General features: G+C 65.2%; 23 protein-coding genes. 16 read left to right on the forward strand and 7 right to left on the reverse strand.

The window, feature by feature from the left end; genetic code table 11:
* Positions 1 to 53: 53 nt before the first annotated feature.
* Positions 54 to 1,262, reverse strand: coding sequence for an MFS transporter (locus AC1D1Y_RS19930; protein ID WP_477683863.1), 1,209 nt, complete (start codon positions 1,260 to 1,262; stop codon positions 54 to 56).
* Between the two features lie 121 nt (positions 1,263 to 1,383).
* Between AC1D1Y_RS19930 and AC1D1Y_RS19935 the strand changes: the two genes are divergently transcribed.
* Positions 1,384 to 2,334 carry a LysR family transcriptional regulator gene (locus AC1D1Y_RS19935; RefSeq protein WP_477683864.1) on the forward strand — a complete coding sequence of 317 codons (951 nt, stop codon included), beginning with the start codon at positions 1,384 to 1,386 and terminating at the stop codon, positions 2,332 to 2,334.
* A 15-nt stretch (positions 2,335 to 2,349) separates the two neighbouring features.
* Here AC1D1Y_RS19935 and AC1D1Y_RS19940 read toward each other — a convergent pair whose 3' ends face one another.
* The gene (locus AC1D1Y_RS19940; RefSeq protein WP_477683865.1) at positions 2,350 to 3,252 is read right to left on the reverse strand and encodes a LysR substrate-binding domain-containing protein; all 903 of its coding nucleotides are present in this window, start codon (positions 3,250 to 3,252) and stop codon (positions 2,350 to 2,352) included.
* A 79-nt stretch (positions 3,253 to 3,331) separates the two neighbouring features.
* Between AC1D1Y_RS19940 and AC1D1Y_RS19945 the strand changes: the two genes are divergently transcribed.
* The 3 genes from AC1D1Y_RS19945 to AC1D1Y_RS19955 all read left to right on the forward strand — a co-directional run bounded on the left by AC1D1Y_RS19945 (position 3,332) and on the right by AC1D1Y_RS19955 (position 6,442).
* Positions 3,332 to 4,222: an N-formylglutamate amidohydrolase gene (locus AC1D1Y_RS19945; RefSeq protein ID WP_477683866.1), complete on the forward strand. Its 891-nt coding sequence runs from the start codon at positions 3,332 to 3,334 to the stop codon at positions 4,220 to 4,222.
* Positions 4,219 to 5,211 (forward strand): Bug family tripartite tricarboxylate transporter substrate binding protein, encoded by a 993-nt coding sequence (locus AC1D1Y_RS19950; protein WP_477683867.1) that lies wholly within the window; start codon positions 4,219 to 4,221, stop codon positions 5,209 to 5,211. Before AC1D1Y_RS19945 ends, AC1D1Y_RS19950 begins: the two co-directional genes overlap by 4 nt.
* A 190-nt stretch (positions 5,212 to 5,401) precedes the next feature.
* Entirely contained in the window at positions 5,402 to 6,442 is a 1,041-nt protein-coding gene (locus AC1D1Y_RS19955) for a porin (protein WP_477683868.1), read from the forward strand.
* 45 nt (positions 6,443 to 6,487) lie between these two features.
* Here the strand turns inward: AC1D1Y_RS19955 and AC1D1Y_RS19960 are convergent, their stop codons facing one another.
* Positions 6,488 to 7,156, reverse strand: a complete 669-nt coding sequence (locus AC1D1Y_RS19960; RefSeq protein ID WP_477683869.1) for a TetR/AcrR family transcriptional regulator — start codon at positions 7,154 to 7,156, stop codon at positions 6,488 to 6,490.
* Positions 7,157 to 7,302: 146 nt separating this feature from the next.
* On the opposite strand from AC1D1Y_RS19960, the gene AC1D1Y_RS19965 reads away from it, so the two are divergent.
* The 9 genes from AC1D1Y_RS19965 (at position 7,303) to AC1D1Y_RS20005 (ending at position 13,260) form a co-directional block, all read left to right on the forward strand.
* Positions 7,303 to 7,776, forward strand: a complete 474-nt coding sequence (locus AC1D1Y_RS19965; RefSeq protein ID WP_477683870.1) for a VOC family protein — start codon at positions 7,303 to 7,305, stop codon at positions 7,774 to 7,776.
* 32 nt (positions 7,777 to 7,808) lie between these two features.
* On the forward strand, positions 7,809 to 8,225 hold the full coding sequence (locus tag AC1D1Y_RS19970) for a nuclear transport factor 2 family protein (RefSeq protein WP_477683871.1): 417 nt from the start codon (positions 7,809 to 7,811) through the stop codon (positions 8,223 to 8,225).
* Between the two features lie 46 nt (positions 8,226 to 8,271).
* Entirely contained in the window at positions 8,272 to 8,706 is a 435-nt protein-coding gene (locus tag AC1D1Y_RS19975; protein WP_477683872.1) for a VOC family protein, read from the forward strand.
* Between the two features lie 13 nt (positions 8,707 to 8,719).
* Positions 8,720 to 9,067, forward strand: coding sequence for a YciI family protein (locus tag AC1D1Y_RS19980; RefSeq protein ID WP_477683873.1), 348 nt, complete (start codon positions 8,720 to 8,722; stop codon positions 9,065 to 9,067).
* A 22-nt stretch (positions 9,068 to 9,089) separates the two neighbouring features.
* Complete coding sequence (locus AC1D1Y_RS19985) at positions 9,090 to 9,710, forward strand: glutathione S-transferase family protein (protein ID WP_477683874.1); 621 nt, start codon at positions 9,090 to 9,092, stop codon at positions 9,708 to 9,710.
* A 167-nt stretch (positions 9,711 to 9,877) separates the two neighbouring features.
* On the forward strand, positions 9,878 to 10,837 hold the full coding sequence (locus AC1D1Y_RS19990; RefSeq protein ID WP_477683875.1) for an ABC transporter ATP-binding protein: 960 nt from the start codon (positions 9,878 to 9,880) through the stop codon (positions 10,835 to 10,837).
* Complete coding sequence (locus AC1D1Y_RS19995) at positions 10,834 to 11,595, forward strand: ABC transporter permease (protein WP_477683876.1); 762 nt, start codon at positions 10,834 to 10,836, stop codon at positions 11,593 to 11,595. The genes AC1D1Y_RS19990 and AC1D1Y_RS19995 overlap by 4 nt, the downstream gene beginning before the upstream one ends.
* A 100-nt stretch (positions 11,596 to 11,695) precedes the next feature.
* Entirely contained in the window at positions 11,696 to 12,802 is a 1,107-nt protein-coding gene (locus tag AC1D1Y_RS20000) for a pirin family protein (RefSeq protein ID WP_477683877.1), read from the forward strand.
* Between the two features lie 2 nt (positions 12,803 to 12,804).
* Positions 12,805 to 13,260 (forward strand): hypothetical protein, encoded by a 456-nt coding sequence (locus AC1D1Y_RS20005; protein WP_477683878.1) that lies wholly within the window; start codon positions 12,805 to 12,807, stop codon positions 13,258 to 13,260.
* A 16-nt stretch (positions 13,261 to 13,276) separates the two neighbouring features.
* Here AC1D1Y_RS20005 and AC1D1Y_RS20010 read toward each other — a convergent pair whose 3' ends face one another.
* From AC1D1Y_RS20010 to tkt, 3 genes are all read right to left on the reverse strand, one after another.
* On the reverse strand, positions 13,277 to 14,530 hold the full coding sequence (locus tag AC1D1Y_RS20010; protein ID WP_477683879.1) for an adenylate/guanylate cyclase domain-containing protein: 1,254 nt from the start codon (positions 14,528 to 14,530) through the stop codon (positions 13,277 to 13,279).
* A 161-nt stretch (positions 14,531 to 14,691) separates the two neighbouring features.
* Positions 14,692 to 15,690: a type I glyceraldehyde-3-phosphate dehydrogenase gene (gene gap / locus AC1D1Y_RS20015; RefSeq protein WP_477655540.1), complete on the reverse strand. Its 999-nt coding sequence runs from the start codon at positions 15,688 to 15,690 to the stop codon at positions 14,692 to 14,694.
* A gap of 54 nt (positions 15,691 to 15,744) precedes the next feature.
* Positions 15,745 to 17,787, reverse strand: coding sequence for a transketolase (tkt, locus tag AC1D1Y_RS20020; RefSeq protein ID WP_477683880.1), 2,043 nt, complete (start codon positions 17,785 to 17,787; stop codon positions 15,745 to 15,747).
* Between the two features lie 132 nt (positions 17,788 to 17,919).
* Here tkt and speD point away from each other — a divergent pair, with 132 nt between their 5' ends.
* A complete protein-coding gene (gene speD, locus AC1D1Y_RS20025; protein WP_477683881.1) occupies positions 17,920 to 18,297 on the forward strand; it encodes an adenosylmethionine decarboxylase in 378 nt (125 codons plus the stop codon).
* A 6-nt stretch (positions 18,298 to 18,303) separates the two neighbouring features.
* Here the strand turns inward: speD and AC1D1Y_RS20030 are convergent, their stop codons facing one another.
* Positions 18,304 to 19,137, reverse strand: a complete 834-nt coding sequence (locus AC1D1Y_RS20030; RefSeq protein WP_477683882.1) for a nucleotidyltransferase domain-containing protein — start codon at positions 19,135 to 19,137, stop codon at positions 18,304 to 18,306.
* 25 nt (positions 19,138 to 19,162) lie between these two features.
* Between AC1D1Y_RS20030 and murU the strand changes: the two genes are divergently transcribed.
* Together murU and AC1D1Y_RS20040 are read left to right on the forward strand one after the other, a co-directional pair.
* Entirely contained in the window at positions 19,163 to 19,897 is a 735-nt protein-coding gene (murU, locus tag AC1D1Y_RS20035; protein ID WP_477683883.1) for an N-acetylmuramate alpha-1-phosphate uridylyltransferase MurU, read from the forward strand.
* Between the two features lie 21 nt (positions 19,898 to 19,918).
* A complete protein-coding gene (locus AC1D1Y_RS20040; protein WP_477683884.1) occupies positions 19,919 to 21,310 on the forward strand; it encodes an aminopeptidase P N-terminal domain-containing protein in 1,392 nt (463 codons plus the stop codon).
* The last annotated feature ends 399 nt before the right edge of the window (positions 21,311 to 21,709 follow it).

Below are 21,709 nucleotides of genomic sequence, written 5' to 3' on the forward strand. Positions count from 1 at the left end.
TAAAAAAAGGGCCTCGCGAGAGGCCCTTTTTTATCAGCGCGGGAATATTCGCATCAGGCCGCGCAGGGCGCGAGCTTCTTCGCGGGCCACATGCGCACCACCAACGCGGCCGCACCCGACACCGCGGCCATCACACACACGCCTTGCCAGCCCGCGTGCGCCAGCACCACGCTGCCGAGCCAGGCGCCGCTCGCCATGCCGCTGAACATGCCGATGAAGAGCACCGCATTGAGGCGGCTGCGCGCGGCGGGCTCTATGCCGTAGATGAGGGTCTGGTGCGCAATGAGCGTAGCCTGCGCACCCAGGTCGAAGACCACCGCGCCCAGCGCGATCAGCCACAGCTGGTCTGGGCCTAAAGCCATGGCGATAAAAGCAGCGGCCACCAGCGCGGCGCCCAGGCGCGTGACGACTTCCGGGCCCTTGCGGTCGGCGAGCCGGCCGGCCAGCGGCGCGGCCAATGCACCGGCGGCGCCCGCCAGGCCGAAGGCGCCGGCCGCGCCGCTACCCAGGTTGAAGGGCGCGGCGTGCAGCATGATGGCCAGCGTGGACCAGAAGGCGCTGAAGCCTATGCTGACCAGCCCCTGGGCGATGGCTGCGCGGCGCAGCGCGGGGTGGCGCTTCCACAGCGTGGCGAGCGAACCCAGCAGCGCCAGGTAGGGCAGCTGCGTGGTCGGCACAAAGCGCGGCAGCAGCCGCCACATGGCCGCGCCCAGCAGCGCGATGCCGAGGGCGGCCGCCACGAACATGCTGCGCCAGCCGAACTGCTCGGCCACGACGCCGGCCACCACGCGCGAGAGCAATATGCCTAGCAACAGGCCGGTCATCACGGTGCCCACGGTCTTGCCGCGCTGCGCTTCGGGCGCGAGCGTGGCGGCCGCCGGCACGATGTCCTGCGCCAGCGTAGCCGCCAAACCGATGGCGAGGCTGGCCAGCGCGAGCACCGCCAGCGAAGGCGCGCAGGCGGCTAACAGCAAGGCCAGCACCAGCGCGGCGGCYTTGCCCASGATGATGCGGCGCCGGTCATAACGGTCGCCCAGCGGCGCGAGCAGGCCTATGCCCAGCGCGTAGCCGAGTGTGGTCAGCGTGGGCACCAGGCCGATGGCCGCGGGCGTGGCCTTGAATTCGGCGACCAGCAGGGCCAGCATGGGCTGGCTGTAATAGAGCGAAGCCGCGCCCAGGCCGGCACCGGTGGCGAGCAGGAGGATCAGCGAGAACGGCAGGCCAGGAGTGGCTTGGTCATGCGTATTGATGGTGGTGGTCATGTCGAAAATCCCGATTTAAGGCAGGACGCGAGTATGCGGGCCCGGTTTTACGCTGTGAAGGCGGCTATTGGGCACAATGGTCATACGCAATACGTATGCAAAGATAGAGAACGGACACCCTATGAAAACCGCGCCGGACCGGATTGAACTGATGCAGACCTTTGTGCGCATCGTGGAGGCGGGCAGCCTGTCGGCCGCCGCCGCGCAGATGAACGCCACGCAGCCCACGGTGAGCCGGCGCCTGCAGGCACTGGAGCGCTCGCTGGGCCTGAAGCTGCTGCAGCGCTCCACCCACGCGATGAAGCTGACCGAGGATGGCGAGCGCTGTTTTACCCGCGCCAAGGAATTGCTGGGCAACTGGGACGCTTTCGAGGCCGACCTGCGCGGCACGCAGGAAGTGCCGGAGGGCACGCTGCGCGTGGTGGTGCCGCATGCACTGGGCCAGCAGCGGCTGGTGGGGCCGCTGGTCGATTATTTGCGGCGCCACGAACGGGTCACGGTGGAATGGCTGCTGCACGACGGCACGCCGGACTTCATCGCCCAGGGCATCGATTGCGCGGTGCACGTGGGCGCGGTGGAAGACCCCTCGCTGGTGGCCGTGAAGATCGCCGAAGTCCGGCGCATCGTGGTGGCCGCGCCTTCGCTGCTGCAGGGCCGGCCGCCACCGCTGCAGCCGGCCGAACTGCAGGCCCTGCCCTGGCTGGCGCTGCAGACTTTTTACCGCAACGAGGTGGCGCTGACCCGCCGCCATGCCGGCCGCGACAGCGAGGAGTTCCGCTTCGCGATACAGCCGCGCCTGGGCACTGACAGCCTGTTCGCGCTGCGCAATGCCACGCTGCTGGGCCTGGGCGCGAGCATTTCCTCGACCTGGCTGGTGGCCGAGGACGTGGCGGAAGGCCGCTTGCTGCACCTGGCGCCGCAGTGGTGCGCCGCGCCGCTGCCGGTCTACCTGATCTATCCCTATTCGAATTTTTACCCGGCCAAGCTGCGCCGCTTTATCGAGGCACTGCGCGAGGGGCTGCCCACGGGCATGGGTTTGCCGTCACGCGCGGAGCCGGCGGGCGCCGCCTGAGGGCGGTTGCCGGGGTTAGGCGAGGGCCGCGTCGCCGGCTTGCGCCTGCAGCCAGGATGCGAACACTTCCGCGGCGCGGTTCTTGTGGGCGGTGGCCGATCTTTGGCAAAGGTAATAACCGCGGCCGGTAGCGATGCGGGTGTCGAAAGGCAGGATCAGTTTGCCGCTGTCCAGTTCAGCCTCAATGAGGCAAGGCTGGATGACGATGGCCCCCATCCCGGCGGTCGCCGCGACGATCAGGTTGTTGCCGAGGTCGAAACCGGGACCCAGCGCGGGCACGGGCTGCTTCACACCCGCGCCCTCCATCCACAGGGCCCAGTTGTCCGGATAGTTGATGTGATGAAGAAGGGTGTGCGCGGCAAGGTCCTTGGGCTGCTGGAGGTTTCGCGCCAGCGCGGGCGTGCAGGCCGGCGTGATCTCGTTGCCGAGCAGGTAACGGCCCTGGATGCCCCGCGGCCATCTCCTGCCGGGCCGCCGCAATGCGATCCACAAGTCCACGTCGTCGCGCTTGAAGTCCTCGTCGAAACGAAACTGGCGCAATTCCACTTCGATGCCGGGGTTCAGTGACTGGAAGCGCGCCAGCCTGGGCACCAGCCAGCGCGTTCCCAAGGTCGGCACGACACTCACCCGCACCTTGCGCTGCGACGCCGCGCCGCCGAACTGGGTGACGGCCGACTCCAGCGCGGCCACATGTACTTCGACCAGCTTCTGGAATTCGCGCCCGCGGGCCGTGGGCACGACGCCGGTCGCCTGGCGGTCGAAAAGGCTGCAACCCAGCCTTTGTTCGAGCCGCAGGATGGCCTGGCTGACGGCGCCCTGTGTGACGGAAAGCACTTCCGCCGCGCGGCGGAAACTGCCGAGCTGGCAGACCCCGAGGAAGGCATGCAGTTCGGCCAGCGACGGCGACTTGAATTTCATGGCGCTGATTAGATCATCTAATCACCAGCTTTGAAATTGTCGTTTGCCCTGCCGCAGCCGCGGTTGCACACTGCGGCCCATGAGCAACGCCACCCCCGTCAAAGTCGTCCGCCCAGCCGTTGATCCGATCGCGCTGGTGTGCGACTCTCCGCACAGCGGTACTTACTATCCGCAGGATTTCGACTTCGCGATTGAATTGCCGCAGTTGCGGCAATGCGAAGACACCCTGGTCGAACAGCTGTGGGATACAGCCCCGCTGGTCGGCGCGACGCTGGTGCACGCAACGTTTCCGCGCAGCTACATCGACCCCAACCGCAGCGAAGACGACATCGACCTCGCCATGCTGGACGGTGAATGGAAAGGGCCGGTGGCGCCCTCCCAGCCATGCCTGCGGCTGGGCAACGGCCTCGTGTTCAGCCGGACGCCAACGCTGCAGCCGATCTACAGCCGCCGGCTTCACGCCAGCGAGATCGAACGCCGGATTGAAGGCTGCTGGCGGCCGTATCGACGGGCGCTGGCGGACGCCCTGACCCAATCAAGCGCGCAGCACGGTGAGCGCTGGCACCTCAACCTCCATTCCATGCCAAGCAATGCCTATGAACGCCTGGGGCTGCCAGACAAGCCGCTGGCCGACATCGTGCTGGGCAACCTGCACGGGGCAAGCTGCAGCGCGGGCTTTGCGGATTTCGTCGGGGAGGAGTTCCGGCGGCAGGGTTACACCGTCGCACTGAATGATCCTTACGCGGGGCAAGACCTGGTGCGCACGTTTGGCCGGCCCGCGCACGGGCAACACAGCCTGCAGATCGAGATCAACAGGTCTCTTTACCTCGACGAAAAAACACGCGAACCCAAGCGGCAGTTTCCTGAACTCAGGAAGCGCATCCACCTGGTGCTGCAGGCCATCGCGGGCTACATCAGGGAAGAAGCCATTCGCTCGAAAAGCCACTTCAACATCAAGGACGCAGCATGAGCATCATCAGCAACCGTCGCGGATTCCTGGGCATTGCGGCCGGCGCGGCGGGCACCGTGGCCTGCCCGGCATTCGGCCAGACGCCGGCCTACCCGAGCCGGCCCATTACCCTGATCGTGCCCTTCCCACCCGGCGGGGCGGTGGACATCTCCGCGCGCGCCATGGCCGACAAGCTGGGCAGGTTGCTGGGCCAGCCTGTCGTGATCGACAACAAGGCGGGCGCAGGCGGCGCGATTGGCACCGGCATTGTTGCAAAGGCCGCACCCGATGGCTACACGCTGGTCGTCACCTCGCAGTCAACCCACGTGGTCAACCCCGCGGTGTCGCCCGGCCTGCCCTACGACGCGGTGAACGATTTCGCCTACATCACACTGATCGACAGGCTGCCGAATGTGCTGGTTGCCAGCGCCAGGCTCACGGTCAAAACCTTTGCCGAATTTGTGCGCCATGCCAAAGCCAATCCCGGCAAATTGAATTACGCGTCGTCCGGCAACGGCTCGGTGGCGCACCTGAGCATGGAGCTTCTCAAGGCCAAGCTGGGCCTTTTCATCACACACATTCCCTACCGGGGCTCCGGGCCAGCGCTGGCGGACCTGCTCTCGGGACAGGTCCAGCTGACCTGGAACAACCTGTCGTCGAACCTGGCCATGCTCCAGAACGGGAGCCTGCGCGCATTGGCTGTCGCCGCGCCGCTGCGCGTGCCGCAGTTGCCGGATGTCCCCACCTTTGACGAGCTCAAGCTGCCCGACCTGAATCTCACCTCGTGGACGGGGCTGGCGGCACCGGCCAGGACGCCTGAACCCATTGTGCAGAAGCTCTACGACGCCGTGCGCGCCGTCCTTCGTGACAAAGACACGCAGGAAGCCTGGCGCAAACGCGGCGCGATGCTGCCCGAGAACGTGCGGCCGGCCGAATACCGCCAGGAAGTCATCCAGCGGATCCGCTTCTTCAAGGACATCGCCCAGGCCAACAAGATCGTTCTGGATTGACCGTCCCATGAATCCCAAGCGCCTCACCACGATGCGACTGCCGGACGATTGACATCCGCGCACCCCTGAATTCACTGTCCTGCTGAAGACGACATTTTCAGCAGGCCTGGGCGAGCTTTGCCTGTGAATACCCTGCGGCGGTGATTGATCTCCGCCATCTGTCAAAAAAACTTTAAGTTAGGAGTGAGGGATGAAACACACGATGGTCTGCCTGGCCGCGCTTGCCGCCGCTGTCAGCGCTACGGCACCTGTAGCCGCATTGGCACAAAGTACGGTCACGATCTACGGAAGGATGGACACGAGCTTTGAGAACTCGAAGACCGGCTCCGTCTCGCAGACGCTGATGACGGGCAACGCGTCCCGGTTCGGCTTCAAGGGAAGCGAGGACCTGGGCGGAGGACTCAAAGCCCTCTTCGGGCTGGAGATGGGAATCTCTTCCGACACCGGGGCGTCGAGCACACCGATGTACCGCAACTCTTATGTCGGGATTGGTGGTGACTTCGGTGTCGTCAATATCGGCCGCCTTGACTCGGCGGCGCCCAGCCGCACACCGATTTACGCGATCCTGAGCCGGAACGTGGAGTACGTGATCCACGATGCCGGCGCCACCGCCATCGGCACCTCCATCTTCAATGCACGCACTCGTGTGTCGAACGCCATCGGCTATGCCAGCCCGGTTGTCGGCAATGTTGTCTTCCGCGCCGGCCACTACCTCAATGGCGAAGGCCTGGCGGAAACGCCCGCCGGCCCGATACGCTTCGAGGGCGACTACAAGCAGACCGATGTCTCGCTGAGCTACGGCGAAGGCGGCGGCCCGCTGGGCCTGGGCATCGGCTATGGAAAGGACAGCAAACGCGGCGGCGCCTTGCTCAATGACTTCAAGAACAAATGGATGCTGATCGGCTCCTACGACTTCGGGGACATCCGCGCATGGGCGGTGTACAACCGCGACAACTTCCAGGGCGGCCCGCTGTCGCGGAGCAAGGTGGACGCGCAAATGATTGGCGCTTCCTGGGACCTGACGCCCAACAGCAAGATCATGGGCAACTACATACGCAAGGACGTCCAGAGCGATCCTGCGGCCAAGCTAAAGCGTTTCCAGGCGGGCTACTCCTACAAGATGAGCAGCCGCACCTCGCTGTACGCCTTCTATGACCGCAGCGACCCTAACAGCCGTGTCGCCAACGACGTGGTCCGGGTCTACGGGGTGGGAATCCAGCACAACTTCTGAGCGCCCCATGACCGGTCACGGCCGGTCAGTGCCTGTCTTGGCGCCCTATGCCTCGCACAGGCCTTTTTCCACCATATCGATCAGGCGCTCACCGATCTGCAGCATCTGCGGGCCCAGGATGGGGCCCAGCGGGCCGTCGATGACCAGCATGGCCAGGCCGTGCACCGCCGACCAGGCGAGGAACTCGGCGCCGGGGCGGCGCCCGGGCGACATCACGCCGGCGCTCACGAGTTTGTCGATCGCGGCGCCCAGCAGCTCGAAGGGGTCCAGCCCGCTTTGCCCCTTGCGCTCGCTATCGCCCGGCGCACCCTGGGCTCTTTCCTTCAAATCATCCGAAGGCCCGAAGGCCGTGCGGAACAACCCGCTCTCCGCCTGCGCAAAGCGCAGGTAGCCGGTGCCCACCGCGCGCACATTGGCGCGGGCGAACTCGGCCGGCGGCAAATCCTGGGGCAGCGCGGCCAACTCGGCCTCCATGGCGCGGGCCACGGCCGCCAGCGCGGCGGAGCGAACCGCATAGAGCAGGGCCTGGCGGCTTTCAAAATGGCGGTAGGCGGCGTTGGGCGCGACGCCCGCGCGGCGCGTGGTTTCGCGCAGCACCACGGCCTCGGGGCCGCCCGCGCGGGCCAGCTCGACCGCAGCTTCCAGCAGCGCGCGCCGCAAGTCCCCATGGCGGTAGGTGCTGCGGGGTGGCGGGGACTGGGACGCGCTCGACATGGCTTGTTACGTATTTATGTGGACAGCGTTCATTATCTTTGCTATTCTTTTGTGGACGGTGTACACAATACTGCTGATTGGGCCACCGCACAAGCCCCTGAATCCTGAATTTCCCCCGCGAAACCCGCCTTACAAGGACCCCGACCATGCAGAAAATCACCCCCTTCCTGTGGTTCAACGACCAGGCCGAAGAAGCCATGAACTTCTATGTCTCGATCTTCAAGAACTCGAAGATCACCATGCTGCGGCGCTACGGCAAGGAAGGCCCGGGGCCGGAAGGCACGGTCATGACCGGCAGCTTCGAACTCGAAGGCCAGGAGTTCATGGCGCTCAACGGCGGCCCGCATTTCAGCTTCTCGCCGGCAATTTCGCTCTTTGTGGACTGCAAGACGCAGGCGGAGGTGGACGAGCTGTGGGACAAGCTCTCGGCCGGCGGCGCGCCCAACCAGTGCGGCTGGGTGCAGGACAAGTTCGGCCTGTCCTGGCAGATCATCCCGACCGCACTCGGTGAAATGCTGGGCGACAAGAACCCGGCCAAGGCCGGCGCCGCGATGAGCGCGATGCTGAAGATGCGCAAGATCAGCATCAAAGATTTGAAAGAGGCCTACGACAGGGCCTGAAGCCGGAGAGCATTGCAAGAAAGGCCGCCGCCATGAACAGCCCCATCGCCACCCTGGTGCGCCGGTATTTTTCGGCGTACGAGACGCAGGACCGGCAAGTCCTTGAAGACCTGCTGGACGAGCGCTTCACCTTCAGCAGCCCGCTGGACGACCGCATCAACCGCGCCGCCTACTTCGCGCGCTGCTGGCCCAACAGCCGCACGCTGTGCCGCTTCACGGTGGAGAAGATATTCGACCAGGGCGACGAGGCCTTCATACGTTATGAGGCCGAAAGCACCACGGGCAAGAAATTCCGCAACACCGAATGGTTGCGCTTCCAGGGCGGCAAGCTCGTGGAAGTGCAGGTGTATTTCGGCCGCGACACACGGCCGGCCACGCCCGTTCCCGCACTTGTTCCCGCCGCGCGGATGGCCGACTGGCCGGCCTCCGCCGCGCTGTTCCCGCGCTAGGCACGCATCCCCACCCCCCCCAAAACCAACCCCAAAGGAGATTCCCATGCTAGTTCAGTCCTACCTCTTTTTTAACGGCCGCTGCGAAGAGGCCCTCGAGTTCTACCGCAAGGCGCTTGGCGCTCAGGTCACGATGATGATGCGCTTCAAGGAAAACCCCGAACCCATGACGGACGGCTGCGGCCCCGACGGCGGCCCGGCCCCCGACCCCAACAGCGTCATGCATGCCAGCTTCAAGATCGGCGAGACCGAAGTGATGGCCTCCGACGGCATGGGCGGCGGCAAGGCGGAGTTCAAGGGCTTCTCGCTGTCGGTGTCCGCGGCCMCCGATGCCGAGGCGCAGCGCCTGTTCAAGCTGCTGGGCGAGGGCGGCAAGGTGGAAATGCCGATGGCCAAGACCTTTTTCGCCTCGTCCTTCGGCGTGGTGGTCGACCGTTTCGGCGTGTCGTGGATGGTGATCAAGCCGCTGCCCATGCCTTGAGGCGGCGCATCCCATGCAGTTCCTGCTGATCATCTGCCACGACGCGGCCTTCGCGCCCACCCCGGCCCTGGTCGCCGAAATAGGCGCCTGGGTCAGGGACATGCAAGGCCGCGGCATCCTCCGGCACGGCAACCCGCTGCGCCCGCCGGGCGAAGCCGCCACGGTGCGGGTGCGCGGCGGCAAGCGCGTGGTGACAAACGGCCCCTTCGCCAGGAGCGTGGAAAAAATGTCGGCCTACGGGCTGATTGAATGCGCCGGCATGCGGGAAGCCATCGACATCGCGGCCGGCCACCCTATGGCCAGCGCCGCGACCATAGAGGTCCGGCCGGTCTGGTCCGACCTGCCGCGCATGGCGGCTTGACAAACACACGACCGAAAAAACCATGAAGCTTTATTACTCGGACACGCTGAACCCGCGCAAGGCCTGCGCCGTCGCGCGGTACCTGAAGTCGCCGCTGGAATTCATTCCTGTCGCGCTGGAAAAAGGCGAGCACCGCACGCCCGAATTCCGCGCGATGAATCCGAACGCCAAGGTGCCGGTGCTCGTCGATGACGAACTGGTTCTGTGGGAATCCAACGCCATCATGTGCCACCTGGCGGAGAAAGCCGGCTCGGAACTCTGGCCGCGCGATGAACGCCGCATCGAGGTGATGCGCTGGCTGATGTGGGATGCGACCGAGTTCGCGCCGCCCACCGGTACTTTTTACTTCGAGCACATCATCAAGCCGCGCTTCCTGGGACGCGAGGCCGACCCGGCCGAGATTGCCCGGGTGACGCCGGATTTCGAACGCTATGCCGGTGTGCTGGAAGGGCACCTGACAGGGCGCGAGTACCTTGTCGGCGATGCCTTGACCGTCGCCGACTTCGCGGTGGCCATCACCCTGCCCTACGCCGAAAAAACACGATTGCCGCTGGAGGGCTTCCCGGCGATCCGGCGCTGGCACGACCGCTTGAACCAGTTGCCGGCCTGGCGCGAACCCTGGCCCGAACAGCGAGCCGCCTGAAGGCGGTGCAAGCCTGCCGGGCTTCGGGACGCCGCGCGGCGTGAAGCGGCCGTTCGCGCGCGCGCCGGCAAGGCCTTGAAAAGCCCTTAGTCCCCGGCTTTTCGCCGCGCTCGATAGAATGATTCGGGCACTCTTCTTCGAGTGCCCACTTCACACCAGGATGCCGCGTGCAAGCCAATCCCATCATTTCCATACAGCAACTCAGCAAGACCTACGCCTCGGGCTTTCATGCGCTCAAGTCTGTGGACCTGGAGATCCGGCGCGGCGAGATTTTCGCCCTGCTGGGCCCCAATGGCGCGGGCAAGACCACTTTGATCAGCATCGTCTGCGGCATCGTCAACCCCGGTTCGGGCACGGTGACGGCGGACGGGCACGACATCGTCCGTGACTACCGCGCCGCGCGATCCAAGATAGGCCTGGTGCCGCAGGAGCTGTCGACCGATGCCTTCGAAACCGTCTGGTCCACCGTGAGCTTCAGCCGCGGCCTGTACGGCAAGCCGCCAAACCCGGCCTATATCGAAAAAGTGCTGCGCGACCTGTCGCTGTGGGACAAGAAGGACAGCAAGATCATGGCGCTTTCGGGCGGCATGAAACGCCGGGTGCTGATTGCCAAGGCGCTGTCGCACGAGCCGACCATCCTGTTCCTGGATGAGCCCAGCGCCGGCGTCGACGTCGAACTGCGCAAGGGTATGTGGCAAATGGTGCGGGAGCTGCGCGACGGCGGCGTCACCATCATCCTGACCACGCACTACATCGAGGAAGCCGAGGAGATGGCCGACCGCATCGGCGTGATCAACAAGGGCGAGCTGATCCTGGTCGAGGACAAAACCGTGCTGATGCGCAAGCTCGGCAAGAAGCAGCTGAGCCTGCAGCTGCAAACGCCGCTGCAAAGCATTCCGGCCGCCCTGGCCGGGCTGCCGCTAGAGCTGACGAAGGAAGGCCACACCCTGGTCTATACCTTCGACACGCAGACCGAGGAAACCGGCATCGCGGCCCTGCTCAAGCAGCTGGCCGAACTCGGCATCGACTTCAAGGACCTCCACTCGAGCGAGAGCTCGCTCGAAGACATCTTCGTGAGCCTGGTTCATGCCGACAAACCCGCCGCCAACATCAAGGAGGCCGCATGAACTGGCACGCCATCCGCGCGATCTACCGCTTTGAAATGGCGCGCACCTTCCGCACGCTGATGCAGTCTATCGCTTCGCCGGTGATTTCCACCTCGCTGTATTTCGTGGTGTTCGGCGCCGCCATCGGCTCGCGCATGGGCGACATCGACGGCATCCGCTACGGCGCCTTCATCATCCCCGGCCTGGTCATGCTGTCGCTGCTCAACGAGAGCATCTCGAACGCCGCCTTCGGCATCTACATGCCGAAGTGGTCGGGAACGATTTACGAGCTGCTGTCGGCGCCGGTGTCGTCGATGGAGGTGGTGATCGGTTATGTGGGCGCCGCGGCGAGCAAGTCCGTCATGCTGGGCCTCTTGATCCTGGTCACGGCGCGCCTCTTCGTGCCTTACAGCATCGCGCACCCCTTCTGGATGCTGTGCTTCCTGCTGCTGACCGCGCTGACCTTCAGCCTGTTCGGTTTCATCATCGGGCTCTGGGCCGACAACTTCCAGAAGCTGCAGGTTGTGCCACTGATGGTGGTGACGCCGCTGACCTTCCTGGGCGGCGCGTTCTATTCCATCAACATGTTGCCGCCGCTGTGGCAAAACATCGCCCTGGTCAACCCGGTGGTCTACCTGATCAGCGGCTTCCGCTGGAGTTTTTACGGCGTGGCCGACGTCAATGTGGGCCTCAGCGTGCTGGCCATCCTGGGCTTTCTGGGGCTGTGCCTGGGCGTGGTGTGGTGGATCTTCCGCACGGGCTGGAAACTCAAGAGCTGAAGAACCGGCAGGAAGCCCCGTTGGCGGGCTCGCCGCTTGAAGCATCAGCGGCCGGCCTCATATGTCTTCTTTGAACGTCTCACGCCAGAAAGGCCTTTTCATGCCTGCCACGTCCGCCGCATCTTCCGCCACCGACGCCGCCAATCACCCCGTCCTGCAGGTCAAGCCGCTCGGCTTTCCGTGGGCGACGCTGGACCCCTTCCWCTTTTGCGTCTATCACGACGACGCCTACCCCCGGGCCAATGCGCAGATGGGGCCGGACGCCTCGCTCGCGGGACGCGACATCGGCCAGGACTTCGCGCGCAAGGACGGCTGGAGCATGTACCACGGCAGCACCGTGCCAGGCTTTCCGGCACACCCGCACCGCGGCTTTGAAACCGTGACGATTGTGCGCAAGGGCCTGATAGACCACTCCGATTCACTGGGCGCCACGGCGCGTTTCGGCCGCGGCGACGTGCAGTGGCTCACAGCCGGCAAGGGCGTGGTGCATTCCGAGATGTTCCCGCTGCTGGACCCCAAGAGCCCCAACCCGCTGGAGCTGTTTCAGATCTGGCTCAACCTGCCGGCGGCCGGCAAGATGGCGGACCCGCACTTCACCATGTTCTGGTCCCGGGACATCCCGCGCCAGGTGGTGACTGACGATGCAGGTCGCACGACCGAAGTTGCCGTTATCGCGGGGCGCCTGGGCGAGGCCGAAACCGACCCGCTCGCGCCTCCGCCCGACTCCTGGGCCGCGCAGGCCGATGCCGACGTGGCGATCTGGACGATTCGCATGGCGCCCGGCGCGCGCTGGACCTTACCCGCCGCCACGGGCAGCGGCACGCAGCGCCAGCTCTACTTTTTCAAAGGCACGTCGGCCGGCGTGGCCGGCCAGGCCGTCGGCGGCCATGCGGCCATTACGCTGCGGGCCGATGCGGCCGTGGAGTTGACCAACAGCGGCGACGACGAAGCCGAATTCCTGCTGCTGCAAGGCAAGCCGATTGGCGAGCCGGTGGTGCAGTACGGCCCCTTCGTGATGAACACACAGGCCGAAATCGCGCAGACCCTGGCCGATTACCAGCGCACGCAGTTCGGCGGCTGGTCCTTCACGGACGACGCGCCGGTGCACGGCCGCGAGCCGGCGCGTTTTGCGCGCTACCCCGGCGGGCGCGAAGAGCGGCCGGCGGAAACAGAGCGCGCCGCCATACCCCTCAAGGAGCTGACGTGAACATGGACACAAAACCGGAAGAGGTGAAGCACGAGCTTGATGCGCTGGCGGCGGCTTTCTTTGAGGCCGTATCGTTCGAGGCCGGCGGCGCACCGCCCTACCAGAACATTCACGGCCTGTTCGTCGCTTCCGGCCTGCTCATCAAGAACACGGCGGCCACACCCGAAATATCCACCGTGGCCCAGTTCATCGCGCCGCGCCAGGCCTTGGTGGACAGCGGCGCGCTGACGCGCTTCAAGGAATGGGAGCTGTCGGAAACCACGCAGGTCTTCGGCAACATCGCGCACCGCTACAGCGCCTATGGCAAGGCCGGCACGCAGGACGGCAAGGCCTTCGAGGCGCGCGGTGTGATCTCGACGCAATTCATCAGGACGCCCGAAGGTTGGAAGATGAGCGCCATGGCCTGGGACGACGAGCGTCCCGGCCTGTCGCTGCCGGCCGAACTGCTGGACCGCTGAGCCCTCCAGGGGGGCGTCAGGCCGCGAGGGTTTCAACCGCCGTGTCGCAGCTCGTCGCCTGCGGGCCCGCTTCCCGCGCCGGCCCGAGCAGCCAGTAAGTGGACATCCTGCCGCGACCTTTGATATCGATGGGCTCGCGCGCGGCAAATGAAAAATACTGGCGCGTCTGCAGGTACACCGCTTCGCTGACGTGGACGGCGCCGGGCTCGCCGCTGGATTCCATGCGGCTGGCCACGTTGACGGTGTCGCCCCAGACGTCGTAGAGGAAACGCTTCACGCCGATCACGCCGGCCACCGCGGGCCCGGTGTGGATGCCGATGCGTATGGCCAGTTCCGTGCCGTTGCCGGTGTTGTAGCGCCGCAGGGCCTCGCCCATGTCGAGCGCCAGCCGCCCCAGGGCCTCAAGCCGATGGTGCGCGACGACCATGTAGGCATCGCCTATGGTCTTGATTTTTTCGAGGCCGTATTTTTCTACCAGGCCGTCAAAGGCCGAGAAGATCTGGTTCAGCACCAGGACCAGCGCGTCGGGCGGCAAGGCGCGCGAAAAAGTCGTGAAGCCGGCGATGTCGGCGAACAGCACGCCCATGTTGTCGAACTTCACCGCGTTGACTTTGTCGTCGCGCTTGAGTTCGTCGGCGATGGAGGCCGGCAGCACGTTGTACAGCACCTTGTCGGCGCGCGCGCGTTCGGTGTCCGCGCGCTGCATCTCGGCATAAAGCTCGGCGTTGCGCGCATGCATGAACCTGTCGAGTTCGATGCACAGCACGACCACGCAGAATGGATTGACCAGCGCGGCCAGAAGCGCCACGCCGTCCCCCTCCCGCATGCCGGCGGCCAGGGCCAGCACCCCAAAGCTCAGCACGTACATCGGCCGGCGCACCGGGCTGGGCGTGCACATTACGGCCGCCACAAAGGTCGCGCCGGCGGCGTAGATGGCCAGGTCGCCCCACATCCAGCCATGGACCGCCCCGACCCAGGTGGCCAGCACCATCGCCCCCGCACAGGCCGCATTGAGCGCTGCTTCGCTGTTTCGCAGCCGAGGCAGGAAGCGGTCCGCCAGCGCGACGGCGATGAAAAACAGCTCCGCCGTGAGTTGCCAGGCCAGCAGGCCCGCGAAGCCCGGCGGCCAGTGCTGCGGCGAGACGCCGAAATAAGGCGCATCCGCGGCCAGCGCGGCCGGCGGCAAAAGGCAGGCCACCGCCTTGGCGTAATACACCCCGTGCGCCCAGCTTTTCTGGACGAGCCACTCCCGAAACGGCTGCAGCGCCATGATGTTCCTCCCCTTGCGCCGCGCGGCATGGGCGCGGCATCGGGCGACCATACGGGCCGGCCGGCTTTGGGTCAACGGACATTGACCGCCTGCGGCCTTTTCATGTGCGACGGCCAAAAAAAAACGCCCGAAGGCGCTTTTTTTGATGAAGCCGCGGCGAATTACTTCGCCACCACCCGCACCATTTCCAGGCACTTGTTGGAGTAGCCCCATTCGTTGTCGTACCAGGCCACCACCTTGATGAAGGTGCCGTCCAGCGCGATGCTGGCGTCGGCATCAAAAATCGAGGTGCGGGCATCGCCGCGGAAGTCGGTGGCGACCACCTTGTCTTCGGTGTAGCCCAGGATGCCCTTGAGCGCGCCTTCGCTTTGCGCCTTCATCTCGGCGCAGATTTCTTTCAGCGTGGCTTCCTTGTTGAGTTCGCAGGTCAGGTCGACCACCGAAACGTCGGAAGTCGGCACGCGGAAGGACATGCCGGTCAGCTTCTTGTTGAGCTCGGGAATCACCACGCCGACGGCCTTGGCGGCGCCGGTGCTGGAAGGAATGATGTTTTCCAGGATGCCGCGGCCGCCGCGCCAGTCCTTGTTGCTCGGGCCGTCCACGGTTTTCTGCGTGGCGGTGGCGGCGTGCACCGTGGTCATCAGGCCGCGCTTGATGCCCCACTTGTCATTCAGCACCTTGGCGACGGGCGCCAGGCAGTTGGTGGTGCAGCTGGCGTTGGAGATGATGGCCTCGCCCTTGTAGGTCTTGTCGTTGACGCCGAAGACGAACATCGGGGTGTCGTCTTTCGACGGCGCCGAGAAGATGACTTTCTTCGCGCCGGCGGCCAGGTGCTTCTCGCCCGAGGCCTTGTCGAGGAACAGGCCGGTGGACTCGAGCACAACGGTGGCGCCGATGTCGCCCCACTTGAGGTTGGCGGGATCGCGTTCCTGCGTGAGGCGGATCTTCTTGCCGTTGACGATGAGGGTGTTGCCCTCGACGGACACGTCGCCTTCGAAGCGGCCGTGCACCGAGTCGTACTTCAGCATGTACGCCAGGTAGTCGGGCTCGAGCAAGTCGTTGATGCCGACGATTTCAATGTCGCCGAAGCTCTTGATCGCCGAGCGGAACACGTTGCGGCCGATCCGGCCAAAACCATTAATGCCAAGTTTGATAGTCATCTGCTGTTGCTCCTGGAAGTTGAAATTGGTTAAACCGGGCCGGCCGAGCTGCGCTTATTTGCGCAGCACCTTGCGCACGGTGTTGGCGACGTTCTCGGCCGTGAAGCCGAAGTGTTTGAACAGGACGGGCGCCGGTGCGGATTCGCCGTAGCTGTCGATGCCGACCACGGCGGCGCAGCCGTATTTCCACCAGCCGTCGGTCACGCCCATTTCCACCGCGATGCGGGGCAGGCCTTCGGGCAGCACTTCGCTCTTGTAGGCGGTTTTCTGTTTGTCGAAGGTCGTGGTGCTGGGCATGGAAACCACACGCACGGCGATCTTGTGGGCGGCCAGTATTTCCTGCGCCTTCAGCGCCAGCTGCACCTCGGAGCCGGTGGCGATGATCACGGCCTGGGCCTTCTTGTTGAGGCCGACTTCTGCCGGCTCGGCCAGCACGTAGGCGCCGCGGCTGATGTTGCCGAGGTCACTCTTCGGCGAGTAAGGCAGGTTCTGGCGGCTCAGCAGCAGTGCCGTCGGCTTGTTCTTGTTCTCGAGCGCGACGGCCCAGGCGACGGCCGTTTCGGCTGTGTCGCCCGGACGCCAGACGTCCAGGTTGGGGATCAGGCGCAGGCTGGCGGCGTGCTCGATGGACTGGTGCGTCGGGCCGTCTTCACCCAGGCCGATGGAGTCGTGGGTGAACACGTGCACCACGCGCAGCTTCATCAGCGCGGCCATGCGGATGGCGTTGCGGCTGTAGTCGCTGAAGGTCAGGAAGGTGCCGCCGTAGGGGATGTAGCCGCCGTGCAGCGCGATGCCGTTCATGATGGCGGCCATGCCGAATTCACGCACGCCGTAGTTGATGTGACGGCCGATGGAGCTCACGCCGTCGGCGTTGGCCGTCAGCACGACTTCGCCGTTCATGTCGAAGCGCAGGCTGGGCGTGGACTTGGTGTTGGTCAGGTTGGAGCCGGTCAAATCGGCCGAGCCGCCCAGCATTTCGGGCAGGCCGGCGGTGAAGGCTTCCAGCGCGAGCTGCGAGGCCTTGCGCGAAGCGACCGTTTCGGCCTTGGTGTGCGAGCCGATGACGGTGTCGACCGCCAGTTGCGCGAAGGCCTTGGGCAGCTCGCCCTTCATGCGGCGGACCAGTTCGGCGGCGAGTTCGGGGTGCGCGGCCTTGTAGGCGGCGAACTTCGCGTCCCAGGCGGCTTCAGCGGCCAGGCCCTTGGCCTTGGCGTCCCAGGCGTCGTAGGTTTCTTTGGGCACTTCAAACGGGGCGTAGGGCCAGTTCAGGGCTTCGCGCGTAAGCTTGATTTCTTCGGCGCCCAGCGGCTCGCCGTGGGCCTTGGCGGTGTTGGCGCGGTTCGGCGAGCCCTTGCCGATGTGCGTCTTGCAGATGATCAGCGTGGGTTTGTCGCTGGACTTCTTCGCGCCTTCGATGGAATTGGCGACCAGCTCGGCGTCATGGCCGTCGATGGGGCCCAGCACGTTCCAGCCGTAGGCGGCGAAGCGCACGGCGGTGTTGTCGATGAACCAGGGCGCGACCTGGCCGTCGATGGAAATGCCATTGTCGTCATACAGTGCGACCAGCTTGTTGAGCTTCCAGGCGCCGGCCAGGGCCGCGGCCTCATGGCTGATGCCTTCCATCAGGCAGCCGTCGCCCATGAACACGTAGGTGTTGTGGTCGACGACGGTGTGGCCTTCGCGGTTGAATTCCTTGGCGAGCAGCTTTTCAGCCAGCGCCATGCCGACGGCATTGGTCAGGCCCTGGCCCAGCGGGCCGGTGGTGGTTTCCACGCCGGGGGTGTAGCCGTATTCGGGGTGGCCGGGGGTTTTGCTGTGCAGCTGGCGGAAGTTTTTCAGTTCGGCGATCGGCAGTTTGTAGCCGGTCAGGTGCAGCACGGCGTAAATCAGCATGGAGCCGTGGCCGTTGGAGAGCACAAAACGGTCGCGGTCGAACCAGTTGGGATTGTGCGGGCTGTGCTTGAGGTGGCGGCCCCAGAGGGCGACAGCCATGTCGGCCATGCCCATGGGGGCGCCGGGATGTCCGGAATTGGCTTGTTGTACGGCGTCCATTGCGAGTGCGCGTATCGCATTCGCCATCATTTGCGTGTTTGCCATGTAGGCTGCTCCGGAGGGGGAAAGATCAGGGGTAACCCGGTATTTTACCGTCTGGCCCCGGCCCGGGAATTTGGCGGGATATGGAACCAAGTTACGGCCGGAACGGGGCCGCGCATCGTCTAAAGTCGGGGGATGCAAGGCTTACACCTGACCGCCGACCTTTACAAATGCCGCTGCGATCCCGCCTGGCTCACCGATGCCGCCCGCCTGGGCGACTGGTGCGTGCAGGCCGTGCAGGCCGCCGGCCTGCAGGCCGTCAACCAGCTGTTCCACACCTTTCCCGACACCGTGCACGGCCCGGGCGGCATCACGGCCACCGTGCTGCTGGCCGAATCGCATGTGTGCGTTCACACCTGGCCCGAACAAAAGGCCGTGACACTGGACGTGTACGTGTGCAACTTCGGCGCCGACCACTCGGCTCGCGCGCGCGGCCTGATGGATGCGCTGATACGGCGTTTTAACCCGGAATGGACCGAGCAGCGCTCGCTGGACCGCGGGGATACGCAGTGAGCCGGCTCACCATTTTTCGCGCGCGGCCGCCAGAAACAGCGTATTGAGCGAGGGCAGCGCGGGCCGCAGGTCGTCGGGCGGGGGAACCGCCGCGTCCAGCCTGGCGAGTTCGGCCTCGATGAAGGCATTGACCCGCGTGAACGGCGCCGACAGGCCCAGTTCGGGCGCGCCGCGTTTTTTCTCCAGCATGTCGGCGATGTCGGCGAGCAGCTCCGTCTCCCCCTCGATCAGGTGCAGCAGGCTGGCGAACTCAATCGGCGCGGCCGTGCCGTAGCGTTCCAGCCAGCGCACCGCGAGCAGGGGCCGCAGCACATAAAAATACTTCTTGAGCCGCACTTGCTCGCCCTGCAGGTGTTCGCGGTAGTTGCCCTTGGCCGAACTGCGGTAATGGTGGATGCCGCGCTCGCACGAGTAGACCAGCGGCAACAAACGCCGCGCCTCTTCGGCGAAAAGGCCGTTCTCGATGTACTTGATCGGTGACTGGATCCACTCGACAAAACCCGGGTTGGACTTCCAGAACAGGCGCAGCGCTTTGCGCAAGTCCCAGCCATTGAGGTCGATGTCGTCGACGATGGGGTATTCGATGACGTCGCGGCGGTCCTCAAGGTCGAGTGAGAGATAGTCGTCGGCCGGCCGCGCGTAGATAAAACGCACGTCGAAATCGCTGTTCGGCGAGGCAAAGCCCCAGGCCCTGCTGCCGGACTCGATCGCCATCAGGATGCGCACGCCGTGCTCACGTTCGGTCGCTGCGAGGCGGCTCATGATTTCAGCGTGGATATCGGGAGGAATCATCGGCGGGCTTTCGATTTCTTCGGGTTTCAGTCGTCCTGCATTCTGCATGAGCGGCTCCCGTTAAACTGCCGCCATGCCCTCTGCACCCATCAAAGCCATGATCATGGCCGCCGGCCGCGGCGAGCGCATGCGCCCGCTGACCGACAGCACGCCCAAGCCCCTGCTGAAGGTGCGCGGCAAGCCACTGATCGCCTGGCATGCCGAGGCGCTGGCGCGCGGCGGGTTTACCGACCTGGTGATCAACACCGCCTGGCTCGGCGAGCAGATTGAGAGCCACTTCAACCAGCAAAGCCGCTCGCGGCTTTCCATTGCCTATTCACACGAAGGCGTCGACTTCGGCGGCGCGCTGGAAACCGCCGGCGGCATCGCGCGCGCGTTGCCGCTGTTGGGGGATGTGTTCTGGCTGCTGGCCGGCGACGTGTTTGTGCCGGGCTTTGAATTCAGCCAGGCCACCGTGGACCGTTTCATCGCGGGCGGCAAGCTGGCCCACCTCTGGCTGGTGGCCAACCCGTCCCACAACCCGCAAGGCGACTTCGGCTTGGGCCCGGACGGCCTGGCGCTGAACCTGGCCAAGGACAGCCCGCAACCCAGATTCACCTACAGCACCCTGGGCCTGTACCGCCGTGAATTGTTCGACAGCATGCCCTTCGGCAACCCCGAAGGCGTCAAAGCCCCACTGGCACCCTTGCTGCGCGCCGCGATGGACAATGGCCGGGTCAGCGCCGAGTTGTACCCCGGGCCCTGGACCGACGTGGGCACGCCGGCCCGGCTGGACGAGTTGAACCAGGCAGCCGCCACCACGAACTAACAAGCGAAAAGCGCAGCCACCATGAGCACCACCACGATTTACCAGAAACGCCGTGCCGCCGTGGCCCGCGCCCTGAAGGCGGCCGGTGGCGGCGTCGCCCTGCTGCCCACCGCGCGCGAGTACCCGCGCAACCGCGACAGCGATTTTCCGTATCGGCACGACAGCTACTTTTATTACCTGACCGGCTTTGACGAGCCCGAGGCCTGGCTGGCGATTGAGGCCAGCGGCAAGACCACGCTGTTTTGCCGCCCCAAGGACCTGGAGCGCGAAATCTGGGACGGCATACGCCTGGGCCCCAAGGCCGCACCGGCCCGGCTGGGCGTGGATGCCGCCTTCAGCACCGAGGCGCTGGACACGCGGATGCCGGCCTTGCTGGCCAACCAGAAGTCGGTGTGGTTCCCGTTTGCCACACATGAAGGCCTGGACGCCCGCGTCGACGGCTGGCTGGACAGGGTGCGCGCCCGCGTGCGCCTGGGCGACGAATGCCCGCAAAGCCGGCACGACCTGTGCGGCGTGCTCGACGAGATGCGCCTCTTCAAGGACAGCCACGAGATCGCCACCCTGCGCCGCGCCGGAAAAATTTCGGCGGGCGCGCATGTGCGCGCCATGCAGACCTCGGCCGCCATGCTGCGTAATCCCCTCAAGGGCGGCCTGCGCGAATACCACCTGGAAGCCGAACTGCTGCACGAGTTCCGCCGCCACGGCTCGCAGTTCCCGGCCTACACCAGCATCGTGGCTGCGGGTGCCAATGCCTGCGTGCTGCACTACCGCGCCGGGGATGCCGAACTCAAGGCCGGTGAGCTGTGCCTGATAGACGCCGGCTGTGAACTCGACGGTTATGCCAGCGACATCACACGCACCTTCCCGGCGGACGGCAAATTCACGCCGGCCCAGCGCAGGTTGTATGACATCGTGGTGGAGTCCCAGTACGCCGCGGTGAAAGCGACCAAACCCGGCAAGCGCTTCAACGACCCGCACGAGGCCGCGTTGCGCGTGCTGGCCCAGGGCATGCTCGACACCGGCCTGCTGCCCAAGGCCAAACACGGCAAGGTCGACGACGTGCTCGAGTCCGGCGCCTATCGCCAGTTTTACATGCATCGCACCAGCCACTGGATGGGCATGGACGTGCACGACTGCGGCGACTACAGCGAGCCCGGCAGCAAACCGCGCCCCGACAAGGACGCCATGGGCCAGCCCATCATGCGCAAGCCCTCGCGCATCCTGCGGCCCGGCATGGTGCTGACCATAGAGCCCGGCCTCTATGTGCGGCCCGGCAAGAACGTGCCCAAGGAGTTCTGGAATATTGGGATACGGATTGAGGACGACGCGCTGGTGACGGCCAAGGGGTGTGAGTTGATGACGCGCGGGGTGCCCGTTGATGGGGATGAGATTGAGCGGTTGATGGCGGGGTAGGGACGGTTTGCCGGGTCTTGCTCCGGCTTGCGCGCTCTCGCCCTCTGCATGGGCTTGCTGGCCGGGGGTAGCCCGGCAGCTACTCACTTTTCTTTTGCTTCGCCAAAAGAAAAGTAAGCAAAAGAAAAGGCGACCCTGGTTGCTGCGTCCCTCCGCTGCGCTACGGGCAACCTGCGGTGCTCGGTCCAGCCGGGGTCTCGCTAAACTCGCCTTCGGCTCAAACAACGCGATCCCTGATCCGTCTGGACCTCCGCTCCTCGGCCCAGCCAGGACGGGGCAATCGGGATCGGGGACAGAAGACAAATACCAAAGAACAAACCAAGACAAACAAGGACTCGCCAAGGCGAGTCCTTGTTTCTTCAGGTATTCGGTATTTGGATTTGGTATTCCTCCCCACCC

The organism is Polaromonas sp. P1_G1, assembly GCF_056405595.1.

Excerpts from the sequence above, each read along its gene's own strand:
- AC1D1Y_RS19980 (WP_477683873.1), top strand. The coding sequence starts at position 8,720 with ATGCAGTTCCTGCTGATCATCTGCCACGACGCGGCCTTCGCGCCCACC.
- AC1D1Y_RS19955 (WP_477683868.1), top strand. The coding sequence starts at position 5,402 with ATGAAACACACGATGGTCTGCCTGGCCGCGCTTGCCGCCGCTGTCAGC.
- AC1D1Y_RS19960 (WP_477683869.1), bottom strand. The coding sequence starts at position 7,156 with ATGTCGAGCGCGTCCCAGTCCCCGCCACCCCGCAGCACCTACCGCCAT.
- AC1D1Y_RS19965 (WP_477683870.1), top strand. The coding sequence starts at position 7,303 with ATGCAGAAAATCACCCCCTTCCTGTGGTTCAACGACCAGGCCGAAGAA.
- AC1D1Y_RS19970 (WP_477683871.1), top strand. The coding sequence starts at position 7,809 with ATGAACAGCCCCATCGCCACCCTGGTGCGCCGGTATTTTTCGGCGTAC.
- AC1D1Y_RS20005 (WP_477683878.1), top strand. The coding sequence starts at position 12,805 with ATGGACACAAAACCGGAAGAGGTGAAGCACGAGCTTGATGCGCTGGCG.
- AC1D1Y_RS19995 (WP_477683876.1), top strand. The coding sequence starts at position 10,834 with ATGAACTGGCACGCCATCCGCGCGATCTACCGCTTTGAAATGGCGCGC.
- AC1D1Y_RS20010 (WP_477683879.1), bottom strand. The coding sequence starts at position 14,530 with ATGGCGCTGCAGCCGTTTCGGGAGTGGCTCGTCCAGAAAAGCTGGGCG.
- AC1D1Y_RS19940 (WP_477683865.1), bottom strand. The coding sequence starts at position 3,252 with ATGAAATTCAAGTCGCCGTCGCTGGCCGAACTGCATGCCTTCCTCGGG.
- AC1D1Y_RS19985 (WP_477683874.1), top strand. The coding sequence starts at position 9,090 with ATGAAGCTTTATTACTCGGACACGCTGAACCCGCGCAAGGCCTGCGCC.
- gap (WP_477655540.1), bottom strand. The coding sequence starts at position 15,690 with ATGACTATCAAACTTGGCATTAATGGTTTTGGCCGGATCGGCCGCAAC.
- murU (WP_477683883.1), top strand. The coding sequence starts at position 19,163 with ATGCCCTCTGCACCCATCAAAGCCATGATCATGGCCGCCGGCCGCGGC.
- AC1D1Y_RS19945 (WP_477683866.1), top strand. The coding sequence starts at position 3,332 with ATGAGCAACGCCACCCCCGTCAAAGTCGTCCGCCCAGCCGTTGATCCG.
- AC1D1Y_RS20030 (WP_477683882.1), bottom strand. The coding sequence starts at position 19,137 with ATGCAGAATGCAGGACGACTGAAACCCGAAGAAATCGAAAGCCCGCCG.
- speD (WP_477683881.1), top strand. The coding sequence starts at position 17,920 with ATGCAAGGCTTACACCTGACCGCCGACCTTTACAAATGCCGCTGCGAT.
- AC1D1Y_RS20040 (WP_477683884.1), top strand. The coding sequence starts at position 19,919 with ATGAGCACCACCACGATTTACCAGAAACGCCGTGCCGCCGTGGCCCGC.
- tkt (WP_477683880.1), bottom strand. The coding sequence starts at position 17,787 with ATGGCAAACACGCAAATGATGGCGAATGCGATACGCGCACTCGCAATG.
- AC1D1Y_RS19950 (WP_477683867.1), top strand. The coding sequence starts at position 4,219 with ATGAGCATCATCAGCAACCGTCGCGGATTCCTGGGCATTGCGGCCGGC.
- AC1D1Y_RS19935 (WP_477683864.1), top strand. The coding sequence starts at position 1,384 with ATGAAAACCGCGCCGGACCGGATTGAACTGATGCAGACCTTTGTGCGC.